Origin of the sequence: Nocardia africana NBRC 100379, from assembly GCF_001612635.1 — a bacterium.
In the GTDB taxonomy this organism is placed as follows: Bacteria; Actinomycetota; Actinomycetes; order Mycobacteriales; family Mycobacteriaceae; genus Nocardia; species Nocardia africana.
Window position 1 is genome coordinate 108,470 of the sequence record NZ_BDAV01000006.1, and the last position, 17,691, is coordinate 126,160.

General features: G+C 69.2%; 19 protein-coding genes and 1 other RNA gene. 13 read left to right on the forward strand and 7 right to left on the reverse strand.

Annotated features, from left to right (window positions below):
• Positions 1 to 42: 42 nt before the first annotated feature.
• The 7 genes from glnA (at position 43) to NA3_RS08580 (ending at position 6,223) form a co-directional block, all read left to right on the forward strand.
• Entirely contained in the window at positions 43 to 1,380 is a 1,338-nt protein-coding gene (gene glnA / locus NA3_RS08550; protein WP_062963040.1) for a type I glutamate--ammonia ligase, read from the forward strand.
• Between the two features lie 65 nt (positions 1,381 to 1,445).
• Positions 1,446 to 2,339: a phosphotransferase family protein gene (locus tag NA3_RS08555; RefSeq protein WP_062963041.1), complete on the forward strand. Its 894-nt coding sequence runs from the start codon at positions 1,446 to 1,448 to the stop codon at positions 2,337 to 2,339.
• A gap of 88 nt (positions 2,340 to 2,427) precedes the next feature.
• Entirely contained in the window at positions 2,428 to 2,892 is a 465-nt protein-coding gene (locus NA3_RS37595; protein WP_062963042.1) for a hypothetical protein, read from the forward strand.
• Positions 2,892 to 3,854: a prolyl aminopeptidase gene (pip, locus tag NA3_RS08565; protein ID WP_062963043.1), complete on the forward strand. Its 963-nt coding sequence runs from the start codon at positions 2,892 to 2,894 to the stop codon at positions 3,852 to 3,854. Before NA3_RS37595 ends, pip begins: the two co-directional genes overlap by 1 nt.
• Positions 3,851 to 4,720 (forward strand): CHAD domain-containing protein, encoded by an 870-nt coding sequence (locus NA3_RS08570; RefSeq protein ID WP_062963044.1) that lies wholly within the window; start codon positions 3,851 to 3,853, stop codon positions 4,718 to 4,720. Before pip ends, NA3_RS08570 begins: the two co-directional genes overlap by 4 nt.
• A 44-nt stretch (positions 4,721 to 4,764) precedes the next feature.
• A complete protein-coding gene (locus NA3_RS08575; protein WP_062963045.1) occupies positions 4,765 to 5,781 on the forward strand; it encodes an NADP-dependent oxidoreductase in 1,017 nt (338 codons plus the stop codon).
• Between the two features lie 34 nt (positions 5,782 to 5,815).
• Positions 5,816 to 6,223: a MerR family transcriptional regulator gene (locus NA3_RS08580; RefSeq protein ID WP_062963046.1), complete on the forward strand. Its 408-nt coding sequence runs from the start codon at positions 5,816 to 5,818 to the stop codon at positions 6,221 to 6,223.
• Here NA3_RS08580 and NA3_RS08585 read toward each other — a convergent pair.
• A complete protein-coding gene (locus NA3_RS08585; RefSeq protein ID WP_062963047.1) occupies positions 6,204 to 7,646 on the reverse strand; it encodes an RNB domain-containing ribonuclease in 1,443 nt (480 codons plus the stop codon). The two genes, NA3_RS08580 and NA3_RS08585, sit on opposite strands and share 20 nt — an antisense overlap.
• A gap of 15 nt (positions 7,647 to 7,661) precedes the next feature.
• Positions 7,662 to 7,994: a hypothetical protein gene (locus NA3_RS08590; RefSeq protein ID WP_062963048.1), complete on the reverse strand. Its 333-nt coding sequence runs from the start codon at positions 7,992 to 7,994 to the stop codon at positions 7,662 to 7,664.
• A gap of 809 nt (positions 7,995 to 8,803) precedes the next feature.
• Between NA3_RS08590 and NA3_RS08595 the strand changes: the two genes are divergently transcribed.
• The 3 genes from NA3_RS08595 (at position 8,804) to NA3_RS08605 (ending at position 10,453) form a co-directional block, all read left to right on the forward strand.
• Positions 8,804 to 9,637, forward strand: coding sequence for an oxidoreductase (locus NA3_RS08595; protein ID WP_062963049.1), 834 nt, complete (start codon positions 8,804 to 8,806; stop codon positions 9,635 to 9,637).
• Between the two features lie 35 nt (positions 9,638 to 9,672).
• Positions 9,673 to 10,071: a nuclear transport factor 2 family protein gene (locus NA3_RS08600; protein WP_062963050.1), complete on the forward strand. Its 399-nt coding sequence runs from the start codon at positions 9,673 to 9,675 to the stop codon at positions 10,069 to 10,071.
• 109 nt (positions 10,072 to 10,180) lie between these two features.
• Positions 10,181 to 10,453 carry a Clp protease N-terminal domain-containing protein gene (locus tag NA3_RS08605; RefSeq protein WP_128145151.1) on the forward strand — a complete coding sequence of 91 codons (273 nt, stop codon included), beginning with the start codon at positions 10,181 to 10,183 and terminating at the stop codon, positions 10,451 to 10,453.
• Between the two features lie 13 nt (positions 10,454 to 10,466).
• On the opposite strand, the gene NA3_RS08610 is transcribed toward NA3_RS08605, so the two are convergent.
• On the reverse strand, positions 10,467 to 10,772 hold the full coding sequence (locus NA3_RS08610; RefSeq protein WP_062963052.1) for a putative quinol monooxygenase: 306 nt from the start codon (positions 10,770 to 10,772) through the stop codon (positions 10,467 to 10,469).
• Between the two features lie 32 nt (positions 10,773 to 10,804).
• Positions 10,805 to 11,222, reverse strand: an RNA gene (rnpB, locus tag NA3_RS08615) — RNase P RNA component class A.
• Positions 11,223 to 11,383: 161 nt separating this feature from the next.
• On the opposite strand from rnpB, the gene NA3_RS08620 reads away from it, so the two are divergent.
• Both NA3_RS08620 and NA3_RS08625 read left to right on the forward strand, forming a co-directional pair.
• The gene (locus tag NA3_RS08620) at positions 11,384 to 12,547 is read left to right on the forward strand and encodes a lactate 2-monooxygenase (RefSeq protein WP_062963053.1); all 1,164 of its coding nucleotides are present in this window, start codon (positions 11,384 to 11,386) and stop codon (positions 12,545 to 12,547) included.
• A gap of 62 nt (positions 12,548 to 12,609) precedes the next feature.
• Entirely contained in the window at positions 12,610 to 13,497 is an 888-nt protein-coding gene (locus tag NA3_RS08625; RefSeq protein WP_062963054.1) for an alpha/beta hydrolase, read from the forward strand.
• A 21-nt stretch (positions 13,498 to 13,518) separates the two neighbouring features.
• Here the strand turns inward: NA3_RS08625 and NA3_RS08630 are convergent, their stop codons facing one another.
• Positions 13,519 to 14,760: a bifunctional RNase H/acid phosphatase gene (locus NA3_RS08630; protein WP_062963055.1), complete on the reverse strand. Its 1,242-nt coding sequence runs from the start codon at positions 14,758 to 14,760 to the stop codon at positions 13,519 to 13,521.
• A 10-nt stretch (positions 14,761 to 14,770) separates the two neighbouring features.
• A complete protein-coding gene (locus tag NA3_RS08635) occupies positions 14,771 to 15,508 on the reverse strand; it encodes a zinc ribbon domain-containing protein (RefSeq protein WP_062963056.1) in 738 nt (245 codons plus the stop codon).
• A 237-nt stretch (positions 15,509 to 15,745) separates the two neighbouring features.
• Here NA3_RS08635 and NA3_RS08640 point away from each other — a divergent pair, with 237 nt between their 5' ends.
• Positions 15,746 to 16,189, forward strand: coding sequence for an OsmC family protein (locus NA3_RS08640; RefSeq protein WP_062963057.1), 444 nt, complete (start codon positions 15,746 to 15,748; stop codon positions 16,187 to 16,189).
• Positions 16,190 to 16,329: 140 nt separating this feature from the next.
• Here the strand turns inward: NA3_RS08640 and NA3_RS08645 are convergent, their stop codons facing one another.
• On the reverse strand, positions 16,330 to 17,472 hold the full coding sequence (locus tag NA3_RS08645; protein ID WP_062963537.1) for a Nif3-like dinuclear metal center hexameric protein: 1,143 nt from the start codon (positions 17,470 to 17,472) through the stop codon (positions 16,330 to 16,332).
• Positions 17,473 to 17,691: the final 219 nt, after the last annotated feature.

Below are 17,691 nucleotides of genomic sequence, written 5' to 3' on the forward strand. Positions count from 1 at the left end.
GATGTAACACGGATTTAACCGCGGGTGCCTACGCTCGCGCGTATGGATCGCCAGAAGGAATTCGTGCTGCGGACGCTCGAGGAGCGGGACATCCGCTTCGTGCGACTCTGGTTCACCGACGTCCTGGGATATCTGAAGTCGGTGGCGATCGCCCCCGCGGAGCTGGAAGGCGCCTTCGAGGAGGGCATCGGATTCGACGGCTCGGCGATCGAGGGCTTCGCCCGGGTGTCGGAGGCCGATATGGTCGCCAAGCCCGATCCGTCGACGTTCCAGGTGCTGCCCTGGTCCACCAGCAAGGGCCACCAGCATTCGGCCCGCATGTTCTGCGATATCGCGATGCCCGACGGATCGCCGTCGTGGGCCGATCCGCGGCATGTGTTGCGCCGGCAGCTGAACAAGGCCGGTGACCTGGGGTTCAGCTGCTATGTGCATCCGGAGATCGAATTCTTCCTGATCCGCTCGGCGCTCAAGGACGGCCGTCCGGTGCCCGCCGACAACGGCGGCTTCTTCGATCAGGCCGTGCACGACGAGGCCCCGAACTTCCGCCGCCACGCCATCGACGCGCTCGAGTCGATGGGCATCTCGGTGGAGTTCAGCCACCACGAGGGTGCGCCCGGCCAGCAGGAGATCGACCTGCGCTACGCCGACGCGCTGTCGATGGCCGACAACGTGATGACCTTCCGCTACCTCATCAAAGAGGTCGCCATCGACGAAGGCGTGCGGGCCTCGTTCATGCCCAAACCCTTCTCCGACCATCCGGGTTCGGCCATGCACACGCACATGAGCCTGTTCGAGGGCGAGCACAACGCCTTCGCCGATCCCGACGACCCGAACAACCTGTCCGAGACCGCGCGCGCGTTCATCGCGGGCATTCTCGAACACGCCAACGAGATCAGCGCCGTCACCAACCAGTGGGTGAACTCCTACAAGCGGCTGATCCACGGCGGCGAGGCGCCGACCGCCGCGTCCTGGGGGCGGTCGAATCGTTCGGCGCTGGTCCGGGTTCCGATGTACACGCCGAACAAGCAGTCCTCACGGCGAGTCGAGATCCGCAGCCCAGACTCGGCCTGCAATCCGTATCTGGCCTTCGCGGTGCTGCTGGCCGCCGGTCTGCGCGGTATCGAGAAGGGGTACACGCTGCCGCCCGAGGCCGAGGACGACGTGTGGTCGCTGACCACCGCCGAGCGCCGCGCGATGGGCTTCCGCGAGCTGCCCTCGACCCTGGACGAGGCGCTGAAGGCCATGGAACGGTCGGAGCTGGTCGCCGAAACACTGGGCGAGCACGTGTTCGACTTCTTCCTGCGCAACAAGCGCCACGAGTGGGCCACCTACCGCGCGCAGGTCACCCCGTGGGAGCTGGGCGAGTACCTGACCCTATGATCGCCTGTGCGAGACCGGCTTCGGCCGGGCGCACCGACGATCCGTGAGCGGGTTAGATTGTCCCGATGAACGCGCCTGTATCGGTCGCCGATCAACCACTGCAACCGCTGACCGACTGGGCCACCCGGGAACTCGCGCGGCTGGGACTCACCGTGACCGGCGCGCAGGAGATGCGGCGCCGGGACTGGACGCTGCTCGCGCGCATCGATACCAACCGCGGAGCTGTCTGGGCGAAGGCGAGTGCGCGTGCGTTCGCCCACGAGGGCCCGCTGCTGGCGGCGCTGGATCGGCTGGTTCCGGGATCGGTGCCGAAACCCCTTGCGGTACACCGCGAGAACGGATGGTTCCTCGCGGGCGACGGCGGCGAGACCCTGCGAACCGGACCCCTCGACCGCGGGTTCGCACTCGACGGTACGGACGCGCCACCGCCGCGTCCGCCGGAATGGGAATCGGTGCTGCGGTCCTATGCCGGCCTGCAGCACACCCTGTGCGCGCACGCGGAGTCGTTGCGCGACACCGGAACTCCGCACCTTCCACCCGCGCGCCTGATCGAGGTCTACCGACACTTCGCCGATCGTGCCCCCGGACTGGAGTCCGCGATCGAGTCGGCCGCCGCCGAACTCGCGCGGTACGGCCGGCTGAGCGTGGAACACAACGACCTGTATCCGGGCCACGTCTTCCGCACCACCGCCGCGGTGTTCGACTGGGGCGACGCGCTGATCACCCACCCCTTCCTGTCCGTGCGCACGTTCCGGGATCCGCAGCGGTCGGCGTATTTCGACGCTTGGCGGGAACTGACCACCGTCACCGACCGCGAGATCGAACTCGCCGAACGCCTCGCACCCCTGACCACCCTGCATTCCTGGCTGACCATCGACACCGCGCCGGGCCGCCCGGGCGAACGGTTCGCGCCCTTCGTCACCGAGATGCTGGACCTGCTGCGCGCGAACTTCGCCTGAGCCACCCGGCCACCCGCGGCGAGGTGGCAGACTCGTAGGACCACAGCAGGAACTCCGGTTGAACGCCGGAATCGAACAAAGGGAACAGATGTCGCAGAGCCGTTGGTTGACTCGCGGACCGCTCGCCGTCGGTGCGGCGCTGGCCGTCGCGCTGGTCGCCGGATGTGGTGGCCAAAGCACGGGTTCGGCCGGCCCCGAGAAATCCGGCGCCTCGGCGACGTCGACGGCCGCGCGGCCCAGCGGTTCGGCCGGCGTCACCGCCAAGCCGGGACAGACCAGCCCCGTCCAGGTTCCCGACCCGGTCGCGCAGAAGCTCTGCGACGCCATCTCGCCGCAGCTGTCGGACTGGCGGGTCCAGGGCCCGACGCTGGGCAAGGTGGCGCTGAACATCACGGTGCACCAGTGGGCCGCGGAGAACGGCGGCATCAACCTGGCGGTGCTCGGCGACAAGGCCGTGGTGGACCGGATCACCACCAAGACCTGCTCGGATACTCGTACGCAGGCGCTGCAGGCGCTGGAGCTGCCCGATCTCGCCTCGGGAATCGCCTTCTGATGCGCACCCTCTACCCGCCGCTGGAGCCCCACCGTGAGGGCATGCTCGACGTCGGCGACGGTCAGCACCTCTACTGGGAGGAGTCGGGCAACCCCGACGGCAAGCCGGTGGTGTTCCTGCACGGCGGCCCGGGCGGCGGCACCGATCCGATGCACCGGCAATTCTTCGATCCCGCCGCCTACCGGATCGTGCTGTTCGACCAGCGCGGTTGCGGGCGTTCGACGCCGCACGTGGCCGACGGGGCGAGCCTGGACGTCAACACCACCTGGCATCTGGTGGCCGATATCGAGCGGCTGCGCACCCATCTGGGCATCGAGCGCTGGCAGGTCTTCGGCGGGTCCTGGGGTTCGACACTGGCGCTGGCCTACGCCCAGACCCACCCCGAACGCGTGACGGAGATGGTGCTGCGCGGCGTTTTCCTGTTGCGGCGCAAGGAAATCGACTGGTACTACAACGGCGCCGCCGGATTCGTCTATCCCGACGAATGGGAGAGGTACCTGGCGCCGATCCCGGACGGCGAGCGCGACGGGGATCTGGTCGCGGCCTATCACCGCCTGCTGCACTCCCCCGATCACGAGGTGGCGACCGCCGCCGCGGTGGCGTGGTCCAGTTGGGAGGGCGCGACGAGTTCGCTGCTGCCGCAACCGGAACGGGTCGCCGAATCCGCCGAACCCCGCTTCGCGCTGGCCTTCGCCCGCATCGAGAACCACTACTTCGTGCACGGCGGATTCCTGGAAGAGGGCCAGCTGCTGCGCGATATCGACCGCATCGCGCATATTCCGGCGGTGATCGTGCAGGGCCGCCACGATATCGTCTGCCCGGCGGTCAGCGCCTGGGATCTGCATCGGGCCTGGCCCGGTTCGCGCCTGCATCTGGTGGCCGACGCCGGTCATGCCGCGGCCGAGCCGGGGACCACCCATCATCTGATCGAGGCCACCGACGGATTCCGGGATCGGCGATGAGCGGCGCGGCCGGTCCCGCCGTCGTCGCCGCCCTCGGCGAGGACGTGGACCGGCTGCTGTCGGCGGAACCGAAGGTGCGTGCCGACGAGGCGGATTCGGTTCATCAGATGCGGGTCGCCACCCGGCGGCTACGGTCGGTGCTGCGGTCGTATCGAAAGGTATTCCACCGCAGTGAAATAGATGCCATCCGCGACGAATTGCGGTGGCTGGCCGGGCTGCTCGGTATCGCCCGCGACGCCGAGGTGCGCGCCGACCGGTTCGCCGCGCTGCTGGACGAATATCCCGATGTGCAGCGGCATCTCGGGCGGCGGCTGGTGAGCGCGGAACGCGCGGCCTACACCGACGCCCACCACACCGTGCTGCGGGAACTCGACGGTGAGCGCTATGCCCTGCTGCGTGCGCGCGTGGTCGGCCTGCGCACCGATCCGCCGCTGCGCCGCAAACGCGCCCGCCGCGATGCCGACCGCGTGTTCGCGGCCGCGGTGCGCGCGGACCTGCGCCGGCTGAAGGCACGAGTCGACGCGGAGCGAGACGTCGAGGACGCCGATCGCGTCGAAGCGCTGCACGATATCCGCAAGGCCGCCAAGCGATTACGCTACAGCGCCGAAGCCGCCACCGATGTCCTCGACGGCCCCGCCGAGGACCTGGCCCGCCGCGCCAAGAAGGTGCAAGGCGTCCTCGGCGACCACCGCGACGCCATCGAGGCGCTGGCCACCATCACCGCCCGCGCCGACATCGTGCGCGGCCGCGGCGACGATACGACCCCCTACGACTTGCTGTGCGCCGCCGAAGTCGAAGCCGCGCGCACCGCCCTCGACCAGTACCCGTCCCTCATCGAATTCCTGAACTACGACTACCTGTCCTGATCGGGCTTGACCTTCACGTATACGTCAACCCCTACGGTCGCCCCATGACCTCCACGACCGCGACCACCCGCTCGATCCACCTGGCCGCTCGCCCGGCCGGTTTCCCCGAACTCACCGATTTCCGCATGGTCGAGCATCCGATGCCGTCCGCTGAGGCCGGCCGGCTGCTGATCCGCAATCTCTTCATGTCGATCGACCCCGGCAGCCTCATGCGAATCGGCGCCTATCCCGGAATCCCGATGCCGCCGTTCGCGATCGGTGACGTGCTGTCCGGCGACGCGATCGGCGAGGTGATCGAATCCGGCGATCCGACCGTGCCGGAGGGCGCGCTGGTCCTGCACCGGCTCGGCTGGCGCGAACACGCCCTCGCCGAGGCGCAGACGGTTCGGGTGGTGGATCCGGATGCCTATCCCTCGCCGTCCGGATATCTGGGCTTCGGTCTGGTCGCCTATGTCGGGCTGACCCTGGTCGCCGGCTTGACCGCCGGCGACACCGTCTTCGTGTCCAGCGCCGCCGGTGCGACCGGGAGCATGGCCGGGCAGATCGCGCGACTGCTCGGCGCCGGTCGTGTCGTCGGCAGCGTCGGCTCACCGCGTAAGGCCGCCTACATCGTCGACGAACTCGGCTACGACACCGCCGTCGACTACCACGACGAACCCTTCGTCGATCGGCTACGAGCCGCGGCGCCCGACGGCGTGGACGTGTATTTCGACAATGTCGGCGGAAGCCAATTGCGTGCGGCGATCGAGGTGATGAATGCCGGCGGACGCATCGCGCTCTGCGGAGCTCTGGCCAGGCAGCGCGCGGGCGGTGAGCCGGATGCGGGGCCGGGTGATCTGCTGTCGGTGATCGGCAAGCGATTGACGTTGCGCGGCTTCACCACTCTCGATCACCTGGATCTGGCCCCGGAATTCGGCCGGAAGCTGCGGGAATGGACGGCAGCGGGAGACATCGTACGCACCGAAACCGTCATCGACGGCCTCGAGAACGCGCCGCGCGCACTGCTGGACGCGGTCCGGGGGCGCTACACCGGGAAGGTTGTGGTGCGGCTGGCGCGTTGAGCACAAGGGTGAGACGGCAGAGAGGAGACGCGGGATGTTGATCGGCGAACTGGCGGCCCGCACCGGAGTCACGACTCGGGCGCTGCGCTTCTACGAGGAACAGGGACTGCTCACCTCCGGGCGCACCTCCGCGGGATACCGCGAATACGAGGAGGATGCGGTGGCCCGGGTAGGCAACATACGGGAATTGCTGCAACTCGGATTCACCGTCGAGGACGTGCGTGCCTTCGCTCCCTATCTGGACCGGGAGCTTCCCGACGTCTTTCCCTACGAGCCACGCTGCGCCTCCGGATATGCGGTGGTCGGACCGCCACGGGTGGCGGAGCTGAACGAGCGCATCACCCGGCTGACACGCCTTCGGGATCAGTTGGTGAGCCGGATGCCGTGGCTCGATCCGGAGCACGTCTCCGGCCACGAACGGGTCAGTCCGCCGGGAAGCTGAAGCCCACCACGCGTTTATCGGGGTCCGCGATGTCCAGGCGTACGCGCACCCGCCGCCCTTCGGGCGGCGAGCCGGTGCATTTGGCGAGCACCGGCGGATCGGCGACGAAGATTTCGGCGGATCGGTTGCCGTTGCCCTCGCGGATGACCACGGCCTCGAAAACGTCACCCAAACGTGGTGCGAGAACGGTGGATTCGGTGAGGTCGATGCACGCGCGTTCGAGTTTGCCACCGACCGCGTCGCTACGCCGCATCGCCTCGGCGGCGGCGCCGAGTCCGTCGCGAACCCACCGCGGTACCGGGGTGCCGGCGCAGCGAGCCAGGCAGATCTCGGTGGCGTACCGGTCGGCGAGGCGGCGCAGCGGCGCCGTCACGTGCGCGTAGGAGGCGCCGATGCCACTGTGCTGCACCACATCCGGGGCTTGACCGTCGAGCACGGTGTAGGACGCGCCGCGCAGGAGGGTGGTCGCCTCCGAGTTCAGCACCAGCGCGGCGGGGGTGTTGGGGTCGAGTCCGGCCAGCATCCGGCCCACCGGCATACCCGCCGGCCACGGCACCCCGAGCGCGGCGGCGGTGCGGCGCATGGACGCGATCGCCGAGGCCGGCGGCGCCGGCATGGTGCGCAGCAATCCGATGCGGGCATCGGAATCGCTGTCGGCCAACATGATTCGGGCCGCGCAGATACCGGTGAGCAGGGAGACCTGTTCGTTCCAGTCGTCGGCGGCGGTGCGCGGCTCGACCGCCAACTGCCAGTGTTCGGTGTCGTGGTCGCGGCCGTCGGGGATCACCGATTGGGCGGGCAGCCGCAGTTCGATCGCGCCGCGGGCCAGCCCGGCCTCGATGCGCAGGCGGCCGAATTCCGGCAGTGCGGCGATCGAGGGATGCAGGCGGCCGGCCTCGGCGTCGGCCTGGACGCCGGGATAGTCGAGGCGGGCACGGGACCGAACCAGGGCGCGCCGCACCGAGAAGCGTTGCGGCTCGGCCTTGTGGTCGCAGTCGATGGTCCAGAGCGCGGCGGGACGAACCGCGCCGGGCAGCAGACTCGCCGACCCTTCCGAGAGCACCGGCGGATGCAGCGGCACGGTGCCGTCGGGCAGATAGAAGGTTTGCCCCCGGGCGAGGGATTCCCGCGCGAGCGCGCCGTCGGGGGCGACCACCGCGCCCACATCGGCGATGGCGTAGTGCAGCAGGAATCCGGTCGGGGTGCGTTCGAGATGCAGCGCCTGGTCGAGATCCAGGGCGCCGGGTGGGTCGATCGTCACGAACGGGATATCGGTGCGATCGGCCCGGACACCCGCGAACGCATCGGCTGCGTCGCGGGCCTCCGAGACCGCCTCGGACGGATATTCCGAGGCGAGTCCGAATTCGGATCGCACGACACCGAAATCCACCGGTGCCGAGACGATCCTGGGATGCAGTTCCACGCGGGGCGCTGAACCTTACTTGAGCGCCAGCATGGTGCCGTTCAGCTGATCGAACGGGCCGTACACGGTGAAGACGACGCGGCCGTCGGGGTACTGCGACGACAGGGTCGCCGCGGCATCGAGAGCCTGGCCGAACGAGGCGGCCGACGGGTGCGGCAGCACCGCGATCGACTGGCCGACGTGGGTCTGGTGGACCCACTGGGTGTCACCGGGGCTGAGATCCACCTGGACGCCGCCCGGCAGCGGAGTGACCGCGACCGCGGACGCCGATCCCGCGCCCAGCACCGCCACACCCGACGCAGCTGCGGCGATCAATGCACCGGCCGCCAACTTGCGAACTACTCGCATATATACAGAACCTGCTTTCCGACACTCGTAGCACCCATAGCCGCTGCCACCCCCGGCAGCGACACTTCCAACGGCCAACACTGTATGACGTCGGTCACGGTTCCGGCCACTCCGGGGCGGTTCGTCGCGCGGGACACGCCGGGACCAGCCGATTCGCCCGCATTTGCCGGAAATGCGCTCGCCGCCCGGACCGGGCCGCGTTCGAGACGCGGACCGCGCGAACCCTCGGTGCCTGCGATTTCGCGACCGGCGACCCCGACGGCGGCGATCCGGTACCGCCGGAGGCAACAGGGGTCGACGACTCGGTTCGAGCACGAACTCGGGCGGCTCTCGCACCGGATCGTTCCGAAAAGAAATACCACATATTTCAGAGCGAACGAGCATCACTCCGACGAGTCGGACCTGCGTCCAGATCACGCTACCGTACGCCGAATCGCCCCGTCGAGGCCGTTTTCCGCTGGGTCTGCGACTGTCCCAGCGCGCTGTTACTGTTGCCGATGGTGACAGGCCACGGCGTACCCGCGGATTCGGGGGTCCGTGCAGTAACGAGAGTGCGCCGCGCGGCGAGAGTCGTCGAGTAATAGTTCCTCGAGTACAAGGAGTTCCACACCCCATGTCGTCCATCGTCTTCGACTACCTGCTGCCCCTCGTCGGTCCCGAGCAGGCGGCCTACTGGGCCCAGATTCTGGTGATCAACCCCGCCGGCTGATCACCGCGCGACCGCACCCGGTGCCGGCGGCCCGCCGCGGGCACCGCATGCGGCCGCAAGGCCCGGCTTCGACGACGATCCGATACAGGAGGCCTCCACCTTGACCACCGATCACGTCTGGTTCATCACCGGCGCCAGCAGCGGCTTCGGGCGCGCTATCGCGGAGGCGGTGCTGGCCGAGGGCGGCAGTGTGGTCGCCACGGCGCGCAAGACCGAATCCCTTGGCGACCTTCGCGACCGCGATCCGGAGCGGGTGCTCGTCGCGCAGCTGGACGTCACCGATCCGGCGTCGATCACCGCGGCGGTCGAGGAGGCGCGAGTTCGGTTCGGCCGCATCGACGTTCTGGTCAACAACGCCGGTTACGGGCTGCGCGGAGCGCTCGAGGAATGCGACGACCAGCAGCTCCGCGCGCTGATGGAAACCAATGTCTGGGGCCTGATCTCGGTCACCAAAACGGTGCTTCCACTCATGCGGGCCCAGCGCAGCGGGCATATCGTGCAGCTGTCCTCGGTGGGCGGGGTCCGTGCCCGCCTCGGCGGAACCCCTTACGCCCTCAGCAAATTCGCCGTCGAGGGACTGTCGGAAGGTTTGTCTTACGAGGTCGCGCCCTTCGGTATCAAGGTCACCATCGTGGAACCGGGACCGTTCCGCACCGACTTCGCCGGACGATCCATCCGATGGGCCGAACCGATGCCCGAATACGCGCCGATCTTCGCCGAGGAACGCGAGCGCTTCCAGGCTCAGGACGGCGCCCAGCCCGGCGATCCGGCCCGCGCCGCCGCGGCCATCCTGCGCGCGGTCGCCATGGACGAACCGCCCTTGCGGCTGCCGCTCGGCCCCGAGGCATTCGCCGGCATCCGCGCCACCCTGACCCAGCGCCTCGCCGATCTCGACGAGCTCGAACCCTGGGCCGCCGACACCGGCTTCCGCTGACCACTCCCCTCGCCTCGACCGCCGGAGGACCCGACATGCTGTCCGCGGACGACCGCTTCGCGATCACCGACCTGATCAACCTGCACGGCCACCTGACCGACAACGGCGATTTCGACGGCTGGCCGGCACTGTTCGCCGAGGACGTCGTCTACGACGTCAGCGCCCTGGGCGGCGGCGTCCTGGTCGGAATCCCCGCCTGCCGGGACGCCGCGCTGGCCCTGGGTGACAACAACCCCGTCGCCCACCACGTCACGAACATCGTCGTCAACGAGGTCGCCGACGGTACCGTCCGCGCCCTGTCCAAGGGTTTCGGCGTCATGACCGACGGCACGGTGGGCAGCGTCACCTACGAGGACACCATCCAGCGCATCGGCGCCGGCTGGAAGATCACCCACCGCATCGTGCGCCCACGGCGGACACCGCTGCAACCGTAGGCGCGGGCCCGGCGCCGACCGGCGACGGCGCTCATCGACGCAGCGGCAGGTGTTGCCGAATAGTCGCGAAATATGCGCTGAAGTGCTCGGCGCGGGTGATCATGGAGGCATGAACGCGGAATCGCTACCGCACACCCCCGCCCTGCGCCGAATGCTGGACGAGGCCTCGGCGATCGCGCGCCGGGCCGGCCATACCGCCCTCGACACCGAACACCTCGTCCTGGCGGGCCTCCAGGACCCGAATTCCGCTGTCGCCCAAGCCTTTCACCGCGCAGGGGCCAATCTGGCGGCGATCTCGGACGCCTTGCACGACACCCTGCGCAACGGGCCGTACCCGAACCCGACCGAGCACCCGGACAACGGCGAGGGCTGCGCGCGCTAGCCGGAAAGGCCGGTCAGCGCAGGAGGGTTTCGTCGCCGGCCGTGAACTCGCTGACCTGCGCTTCGCGAATCATCGCGGCCTGCTCGTCCGGCACACCCGCGCCACGGAAAGCGTTCAGCGCCGCGCGGTCGCTCCACCGCTCCAGGATGTTGATGCGACCGGTGTCGACCAGGTCGGCGGACAGGGCGAAATCGAGGCAACCGGGAGTTTGCCGGGCCGTGTTCACCACCTCGACGCAGGTCGCCAGATAACGGTCCCGATCGGCCGGGTCCACCCGCAAGTAGCCGGTGACGATGAGCTGCCGAGGCGTGGCGTCCATGCGGCCAGGGTCTCATGCCGCGAACCCCGGAGGGGACGAGTCGGTCTGTAAGCCGGATCCTGTTCCCGGTTCGCACCGGGAGGCGACCATCCATCTGGGTGCACCGTCACCGGGCACCTCGAGCAGCCAACCCGCAGGCTCGGGCGAGCAGCCCTCGGGCACCTGCGCAGCCGCACTCGCGAGAGTGCGACCTTCGACCTTGCTCCGGGCGGGGTTTACCGAGCCGCCCCGGTCACCCGGGGCGCTGGTGCGCTCTTACCGCACCGTTTCACCCTTACCGGCGGGCCTCCGGGGAGACCGCCGGCGGTCTGTTTTCTGTGGCACTGTCCCGCGGGTCACCCCGGGTTGCCGTTAACAACCGCCCTGCTCTGTGGAGTCCGGACTTTCCTCGGCGACGGGCGGCGGCACAGCTGTGCCCGTTCCCGTCGACGCGGTCGCCCGACCGACTCGTCGCGCACCATTGTGCCGTGCGAACCCGGCCGAGCGCACGCCGCCCCGGGCAACGGCGCGATCGTGGCACGGTACCTCGGGTTACGCATACAGTGAAGTCCGCATTCGCCGGCGAACGCGCATACTCGCCGGCGAACCGACGGCAGAGAAGGGCAGCGCATATGGGCTTCGGCGACTTCCAGAACGAGATCTACTTCCAGGGGTTGCGCGGTGTCGTACCGGAGTACCCCGTCGCGTTCGCCGAACTCGAACAGCGCGCGCAGGCGGCCATGCCGCCCTCGATCTGGTCGTATGTGGCCGGCGGCGCGGGCGACGAGCGCACCCAGCGCGCCAATGTCGCCGCCTTCGACTGCTGGGGCCTCATCCCCCACATGTTCGTCGGCGCGAAGGAGCGCGACCTGTCGGTCGATCTGTTCGGAATGACGCTTCCCACACCGCTTTTCATGGCACCGGTCGGCGTGATCGGCCTCTGCGCACAGGACGGCCACGGTGATCTGGCTACCGCCCGCGCCGCCGCCCGTACCGGCGTGCCGATGGTGGCCTCGACTCTGACCGTCGATCCGCTCGAGGATGTCGCCGCCCAATTCGGTGATACCCCGGGCTTTTTCCAGCTCTACACCCCCACCGACCGCGACCTCGCGGCCAGTCTGGTGCACCGCGCGGAGCAGGCCGGGTACAAGGGCATCGTCGTCACCCTCGACACCTGGATCACCGGCTGGCGGCCGCGCGATCTGTCCACCGGGAACTTCCCGCAGCTGCGCGGGCATTGCCTCGCCAACTATTTCACCGATCCGGTCTTCCTCTCCGGTCTGCAGCGCTCCCCGGAGGAGGATCCGATGAGTGCGGTGCTGCGGTGGGTGCAACTGTTCGGCAACCCGCTGCGCTGGGAGGATCTGGCCTGGCTGCGCTCGCTCACCGATCTGCCCTTGATCGTCAAGGGAATCTGCCATCCCGACGATGTGCGCCGGGCCCGCGACGGTGGCGTGGACGGCATCTACTGCTCGAATCACGGTGGGCGCCAAGCCAATGGCGGACTGCCCGCCCTGGACATGTTGCCCGAGGTCGTCGCCGCGGCCGAGGGGCTGCCCGTGCTGTTCGATTCCGGAATCCGCAGCGGCGCGGACGTCGTCAAGGCGCTCGCGCTCGGCGCCACCGCGGTCGGGGTGGGCCGGCCCTACGCCTACGGTCTCGCGCTCGGCGGGGTGGACGGAATCGTGCACGTCCTGCGCACTCTGCTGGCGGAAGCGGACCTGATCATGGCGGTCGACGGCTACCCGGAACTGAAGGATCTGACACGCGAGTGTTTGCGTTCCGTGCACCCGTAATCGTGCCCTGAGCGGGGATCCACGTCTGCGGACGGGCGCGCGCCCCGGTACGGTATTCGCCCATGGAGCGTGTCGAGGTGGGGTTCGGTTCGGGAAGCGAACAGTGTGCAGCGTGGCTCTATCTTCCGGACGGCCCGCCCAAACCGCGTCCGCTGGTCATCATGGGGCACGGGCTGGGCGCGAACCGGGAAATGGGTTTGGATCGCTATGCGCGCCGGTTCGCCGCGGCCGGAATGGGCGTGCTGGTCTTCGATTACCGGCATTTCGGGGCCAGTGGCGGTGAACCGCGCCAGCTGATCAACATCGCCCGCCAGCGCGACGACTGGCGCGCGGCGATCGCGTTCGCCCGCACCCTCAAGGGCTTCGACGCGACCCGAATCGCGTTGTGGGGCAGTTCCTTCGGCGGCGGGCACGTCCTGTCCATCGCACACGAGGACGACTATCTGGCCGCAGTCGTGGCGCAGTGCCCGTTCACCAGCGGCTGGTCCTCGGCCATGGCGAAGGGGCCGATCAGCCTCACCAAGACCGGCACCCTCGCGCTCATCGACACCCTCGTGGGCCCGATTCGGCGCAAGCCGGTGGGCGCGCGACTGGCAGGGCGCAAGCGCTCGGCGGCGTTGATGAGCGCCTCCGACGTGCCCGAGGGTTTCGGCCGCCTCGCCGAGGAGAGCGAGCAGTACCAGCCGAAAGTGGCTGCCCGCGTGGGCTTGTCGCTGGTGTTCGATTCACCGTGGCGGCGTACCAAGGGCATCAAGGTGCCGGTGCTGTACGCGGTGTGCGACAACGATTCGGTCGCGCCGGTGGGCCCGACGCTCAAGGCCGCCGAACGCACCAAACACGGCATCGTGAAGCGATACCCCATCGGGCACTTCGACATCTACTTCGACGACTGGTTCGAGAAGGCCGTCTACGACCAGACCGAATTCCTGGTGTCGGTCCTGCGTCCCTGAACGCGGTCTCCCGGCCGGCGTTCAGAGATACGAGGTGTCGTTGATCAGCCGCACCGACGATCCGCCGTCGGGATAGAACTCGGCGATCGACAGCGACGCCAGATCCAGATGCAGCCGATACAGCAGCGACGGGCCGACTTCCAAGGCCAACTGCAGCAGCGTCTTGATCGGCGTCACGTGGCTGACCACGACGACGTTCTGCCCCGGATACAGTGCGAGCAGATCGCGACGCGCCGCCTCGACGCGTTCTCGCACCTGCGCGAAGCTCTCCCCGCCCGGGGCGGGCAGCGACGGATCACCGAGCCAGCGCTGATGCAGTTCCGGATCCCGTTGCGCCGCTTCGGTGAACGTGAGACCTTCCCATTCGCCGAAATCGGTTTCGGTCAGCGCGTCCAGAACCCGCACCGGAACGTCGAGGGCTTGGGCCGCGGCCTGCGCGGTTTCGCGGGCCCGACCCAGCGGCGAGGTGACGACCGCGGCGATATCGCCTTTCGCGGCAAGGTATTTCGCGGCGCGGGCGGCCTGTTCCCGGCCGAGTGCGGTGAGGTCCGGATTGCCGCGGCCGGAATACCGCCGCTCCACCGACAATTCGGTTTGGCCGTGACGCAGCAGCAACAGCCGGGTCGGCCGCCCGCGGGCGCCGGTCCAGCCCGGACCGGTCGTCGTCGATGCCGTCTCCTGCACGACCGGATCCTCGCGCGCGGCACGGGCGTCGGCCGCTTCGTCGATCCAGCTCGGCAGCTCGGCCTCGACGCCGCGCGCCGGCACCGATTCCTGAGCAGCCGATTCCGGTTCGGCCACGCTGTCGATCACCGGCCGCTCGGTGTCCGCCTCGCGCACCTCCGCGACCACGACCGCATCGTCCATGGCCTCGTTGGCGAGCCGATCGGCGTGCGAATTCTGCTCGCGCGGAATCCATTGGAACCCCACCCGATCGAAGCCGGCGACCAGCTGCCGGGCGCGCTCGGCGAGCGGAATCATGGCCGCGTGCTTGACCTTCCAGCGTCCCGACATCTGCTCGACGACGAGTTTGGAATCCATCCGCACCTCGACGGTGCGCGCACCCAATTCGGCGGCGGCCGCCAAACCCGCGATGAGACCACGGTATTCGGCGACATTGTTCGTGGTGACCCCGAGATATTCGCGCCGTTCGGCGAGGATCGTGGCGTGGTCGGAATCCCAGATCACCGCGCCGTAGCCGGCGGGACCGGGATTGCCGCGCGAGCCGCCGTCGGCCTCGACGATCACAGTGCGTGCGGTCATCGCCGGCCCGTCACAATCCGGACTGCTTGGTGCGCACCAGGATCGCACCGCATTCGGGACAGCGGACCACGACCTGCGGATCGGTTTTGGCGATCCGGGCGATCTCACCGCGGTCGAGTTCGATCCGGCAGGCGCCGCACCGGCGAGCCTGCAGCAGCGCCGCGCCGACGCCGTGCTGGGCGCGCTGTTTGTCGTAGATCGCGAGCAGTTCGTCCGGGAACCCTGCGACGAGCTGTGCGCGGTCGGCGTCACAGCGCTGGGCGGCCACATCCAGGTCGGCGACCGCGTCGTCGCGACGGCTCTGCGCGAGGGTCAGATCCTCCTCGGCGCGCGAGAGGTTGGCGCCCGCGTGCTGATGATCGGCCTCGGCGGCCTCGCGCCGCTCCATCACCTCGAGCAGTTCGTCCTCGAGGACCCCGCGCCGGCGTTCCAGGCTGCCCAATTCGTGCTGCAACTCCGAGAGCTGCTTGGCGCCGACGTTGCCACCTTCGAGCATCCCGCGGTCGCGCGCCTCGCGTTTGCGCACGGCGTCGATCTCGCCCTCGAGTTTGCGAATGTCGCGGTCGAGATCGTCGAGCTGGATCTCGACCTTGACCGCCGCATCCTTGCGGTCGGTGCGTTCGGCTTCCAGCCGCTGCACTTCCTGCTGTTCGGGCAGCACCTTGCGGCGATGCGCGATCCGCGTCAACTCGGCGTCGACGGCCGCGAGGTCGAGCAGTTTGGCCTGGATCGGTGGTTCGACATTCAACGCGGGACGTACTCCTCGACACTATGGACGGTTGCGGGGCGACGGGCAGCGGGTGCGCGACGCCGGTGCTCAACCGTACTCTGCCCGCGGCCGGTTTCGCCCCAACCCCGCACGGCCCGCCCGCGACCACCGGATACGCGGTTCGAAAGCTGGCGTCCGGCGACCCGGGTGCCGCGTCGCCCCGGGGACGGGAACAACTCGAGTGCGGCGCCGCCGCGACTGTGACACCCTGACCGGATGGCCGAACATCGCTATCGGGTGGATGTGGTGTGGACCGGCGCCACCACCGACTACCGCTCGTATTCGCGCAATCACGAGGTGCTCGCCGAGGGGCGTCCGCCCCTGCAGGGATCGGCGGACCCGGTCGTGGGACGAGGAGACGCGACGCGCTGGAATCCCGAGCAACTCCTGGTCGCCTCGCTCTCGGAATGCCACATGCTGTGGTACCTGCATCTGTGCGTCGAGGCCGGAATCGTCGTGATCGACTATCTCGACCAGGCCGAAGGCGTGATGAACGACCAGCGCTTCGAACACGCCACCCTGCGCCCGCGCGTCACGATCACCGACGCCGCTCGGGTCGAGCAGGCTCGCGCACTGCACGCGGAGGCGCACAAACGCTGCTTCATCGCCAACTCGGTCAACTTCCCCGTCGACCACGAGCCGGACATCCGGGTCGAGTGAATCCGCGCCGGCCAACGGTCGCGGGAGAACGCCTGGGCCGTCCTGCCGCCTTCGCACCGCTCGCCCCCGTACCGCACGGGGAGTGACACAGCCGGCCGACTCGTCACCGAACTCATCGACCTGTGTGATGGCTGCTGACGTCACTCGTCGGCGGCGCCCAGAGTCCACGGGTCGGTGCGGAGGGCGCTGACCCGGGTTCGCACGCCCGGAAGGGCTTCGCGCACAACGCCTTCCGCCTGGGCGCACCAGGGGAATTCGCTGGCCCAATGGGCGACGTCGACGAGGGCGGGACCGCCCGCACGCAGGTGTTCGTCGGCGGGATGGTGGCGCAGGTCGGCGGTGACGTAGGCGTCGACGCCGGCCTGCGCGACCGTGCCGAGGAAGGAATCGCCCGCGCCGCCGCACACCGCGACGGTGCGGATTTCGCGGTCGGGATCGCCGGCCGCGCGCACCCCCCAGGCGGTGCCGGGCAGGGCGGCGCGCACGCGAGCGGTGAAGGCGCGCAACGTTTCCGGTTCCGGCAGGGTGCCGATGCGCCCCAGCCCCTGTCCCGTGGGTAGCGCAGCGCGTTCGGTGACGTCGAAGGCCGGTTCCTCGTAGGGATGGGCGGCACGCAGCGCCGCCAGCACCGCGGAGCGGGCCGACGGGGGCGCCACCACTTCGACGCGGTCCTCCTCCACGAACTCCAGGTCGCCGACCTGCCCGATCGCCGGATTCGCTCCCGCCATCGGCCGGAACTGCCCGGTTCCCGGCACCCGCCAACCGCATTCGCTATAGAGTCCGGCGCCACCCGCACCCGCCTCGAACATCGCCGCCAGCACCGCGTCGGTGTGGTCGCGCGGAACGAACACCACCCAGGTGTCCACCGGCGCGGCGGATTTCTGCTCCAGGGGCCCGGTCACGGTCAGCCCGAGCGCGTGGGCGAGGGCATCGGACACGCCCGGATCGGCCGAATCGGCGTTGGTGTGCGCGGTGAACAGCGCACAATCATTGCGGATCAGCCGGTGCAGCAGCGCGCCCTTCGGCGTACTCGCCGCCACGGTGTCCACGCCCCGCAGCAGCAGCGGATGGTGCACGACCAAAGCCTGTGCGCCCCACTCGATCGCCTCGTCGACGACGGCGGCGGTGGCATCGACCGCGAACAGCACCCGAGATACCGACGCCGCGGGATCACCGCACACCAGCCCCACCGAATCCCAGGACTCCGCCAGCCGGGGCGGATACGCGTCGTCGAGGACACCGATCAAGTCCTTCAGCGTCACAACAGAATTCGTCGCTGTCACCACCGCACCTCCACCGTTTCGCCGTCCCGGTCATTATCCACGCCGATGCCGCCCGCCGGGCCGGACCGCGCCGGGGTAAAGGTCACCTCTACCTGCGCCATGGACGCGGCGCCGACGGGGCACGAGATCGGTTGCCGAATGCGGTCGACGATGTGGGCGGCGACTTCGGTCGCCGGCCGCAGTTTTCGATCCGAAGTCCGCGCCCGCAGTCCGTCGGTG

Bases quoted from the DNA above. Each gene is read 5' to 3' on its own strand.
- NA3_RS08580 (WP_062963046.1), top strand. From the start codon at position 5,816: ATGTTGATCGGCGAACTGGCGGCCCGCACCGGAGTCACGACTCGGGCG.
- glnA (WP_062963040.1), top strand. From the start codon at position 43: ATGGATCGCCAGAAGGAATTCGTGCTGCGGACGCTCGAGGAGCGGGAC.
- NA3_RS08600 (WP_062963050.1), top strand. From the start codon at position 9,673: ATGCTGTCCGCGGACGACCGCTTCGCGATCACCGACCTGATCAACCTG.
- NA3_RS08590 (WP_062963048.1), bottom strand. From the start codon at position 7,994: ATGCGAGTAGTTCGCAAGTTGGCGGCCGGTGCATTGATCGCCGCAGCT.
- NA3_RS08620 (WP_062963053.1), top strand. From the start codon at position 11,384: ATGGGCTTCGGCGACTTCCAGAACGAGATCTACTTCCAGGGGTTGCGC.
- NA3_RS08570 (WP_062963044.1), top strand. From the start codon at position 3,851: ATGAGCGGCGCGGCCGGTCCCGCCGTCGTCGCCGCCCTCGGCGAGGAC.
- NA3_RS37595 (WP_062963042.1), top strand. From the start codon at position 2,428: ATGTCGCAGAGCCGTTGGTTGACTCGCGGACCGCTCGCCGTCGGTGCG.
- NA3_RS08605 (WP_128145151.1), top strand. From the start codon at position 10,181: ATGAACGCGGAATCGCTACCGCACACCCCCGCCCTGCGCCGAATGCTG.
- NA3_RS08630 (WP_062963055.1), bottom strand. From the start codon at position 14,760: ATGACCGCACGCACTGTGATCGTCGAGGCCGACGGCGGCTCGCGCGGC.
- NA3_RS08625 (WP_062963054.1), top strand. From the start codon at position 12,610: ATGGAGCGTGTCGAGGTGGGGTTCGGTTCGGGAAGCGAACAGTGTGCA.
- pip (WP_062963043.1), top strand. From the start codon at position 2,892: ATGCGCACCCTCTACCCGCCGCTGGAGCCCCACCGTGAGGGCATGCTC.
- NA3_RS08610 (WP_062963052.1), bottom strand. From the start codon at position 10,772: ATGGACGCCACGCCTCGGCAGCTCATCGTCACCGGCTACTTGCGGGTG.
- NA3_RS08555 (WP_062963041.1), top strand. From the start codon at position 1,446: ATGAACGCGCCTGTATCGGTCGCCGATCAACCACTGCAACCGCTGACC.
- NA3_RS08640 (WP_062963057.1), top strand. From the start codon at position 15,746: ATGGCCGAACATCGCTATCGGGTGGATGTGGTGTGGACCGGCGCCACC.
- NA3_RS08575 (WP_062963045.1), top strand. From the start codon at position 4,765: ATGACCTCCACGACCGCGACCACCCGCTCGATCCACCTGGCCGCTCGC.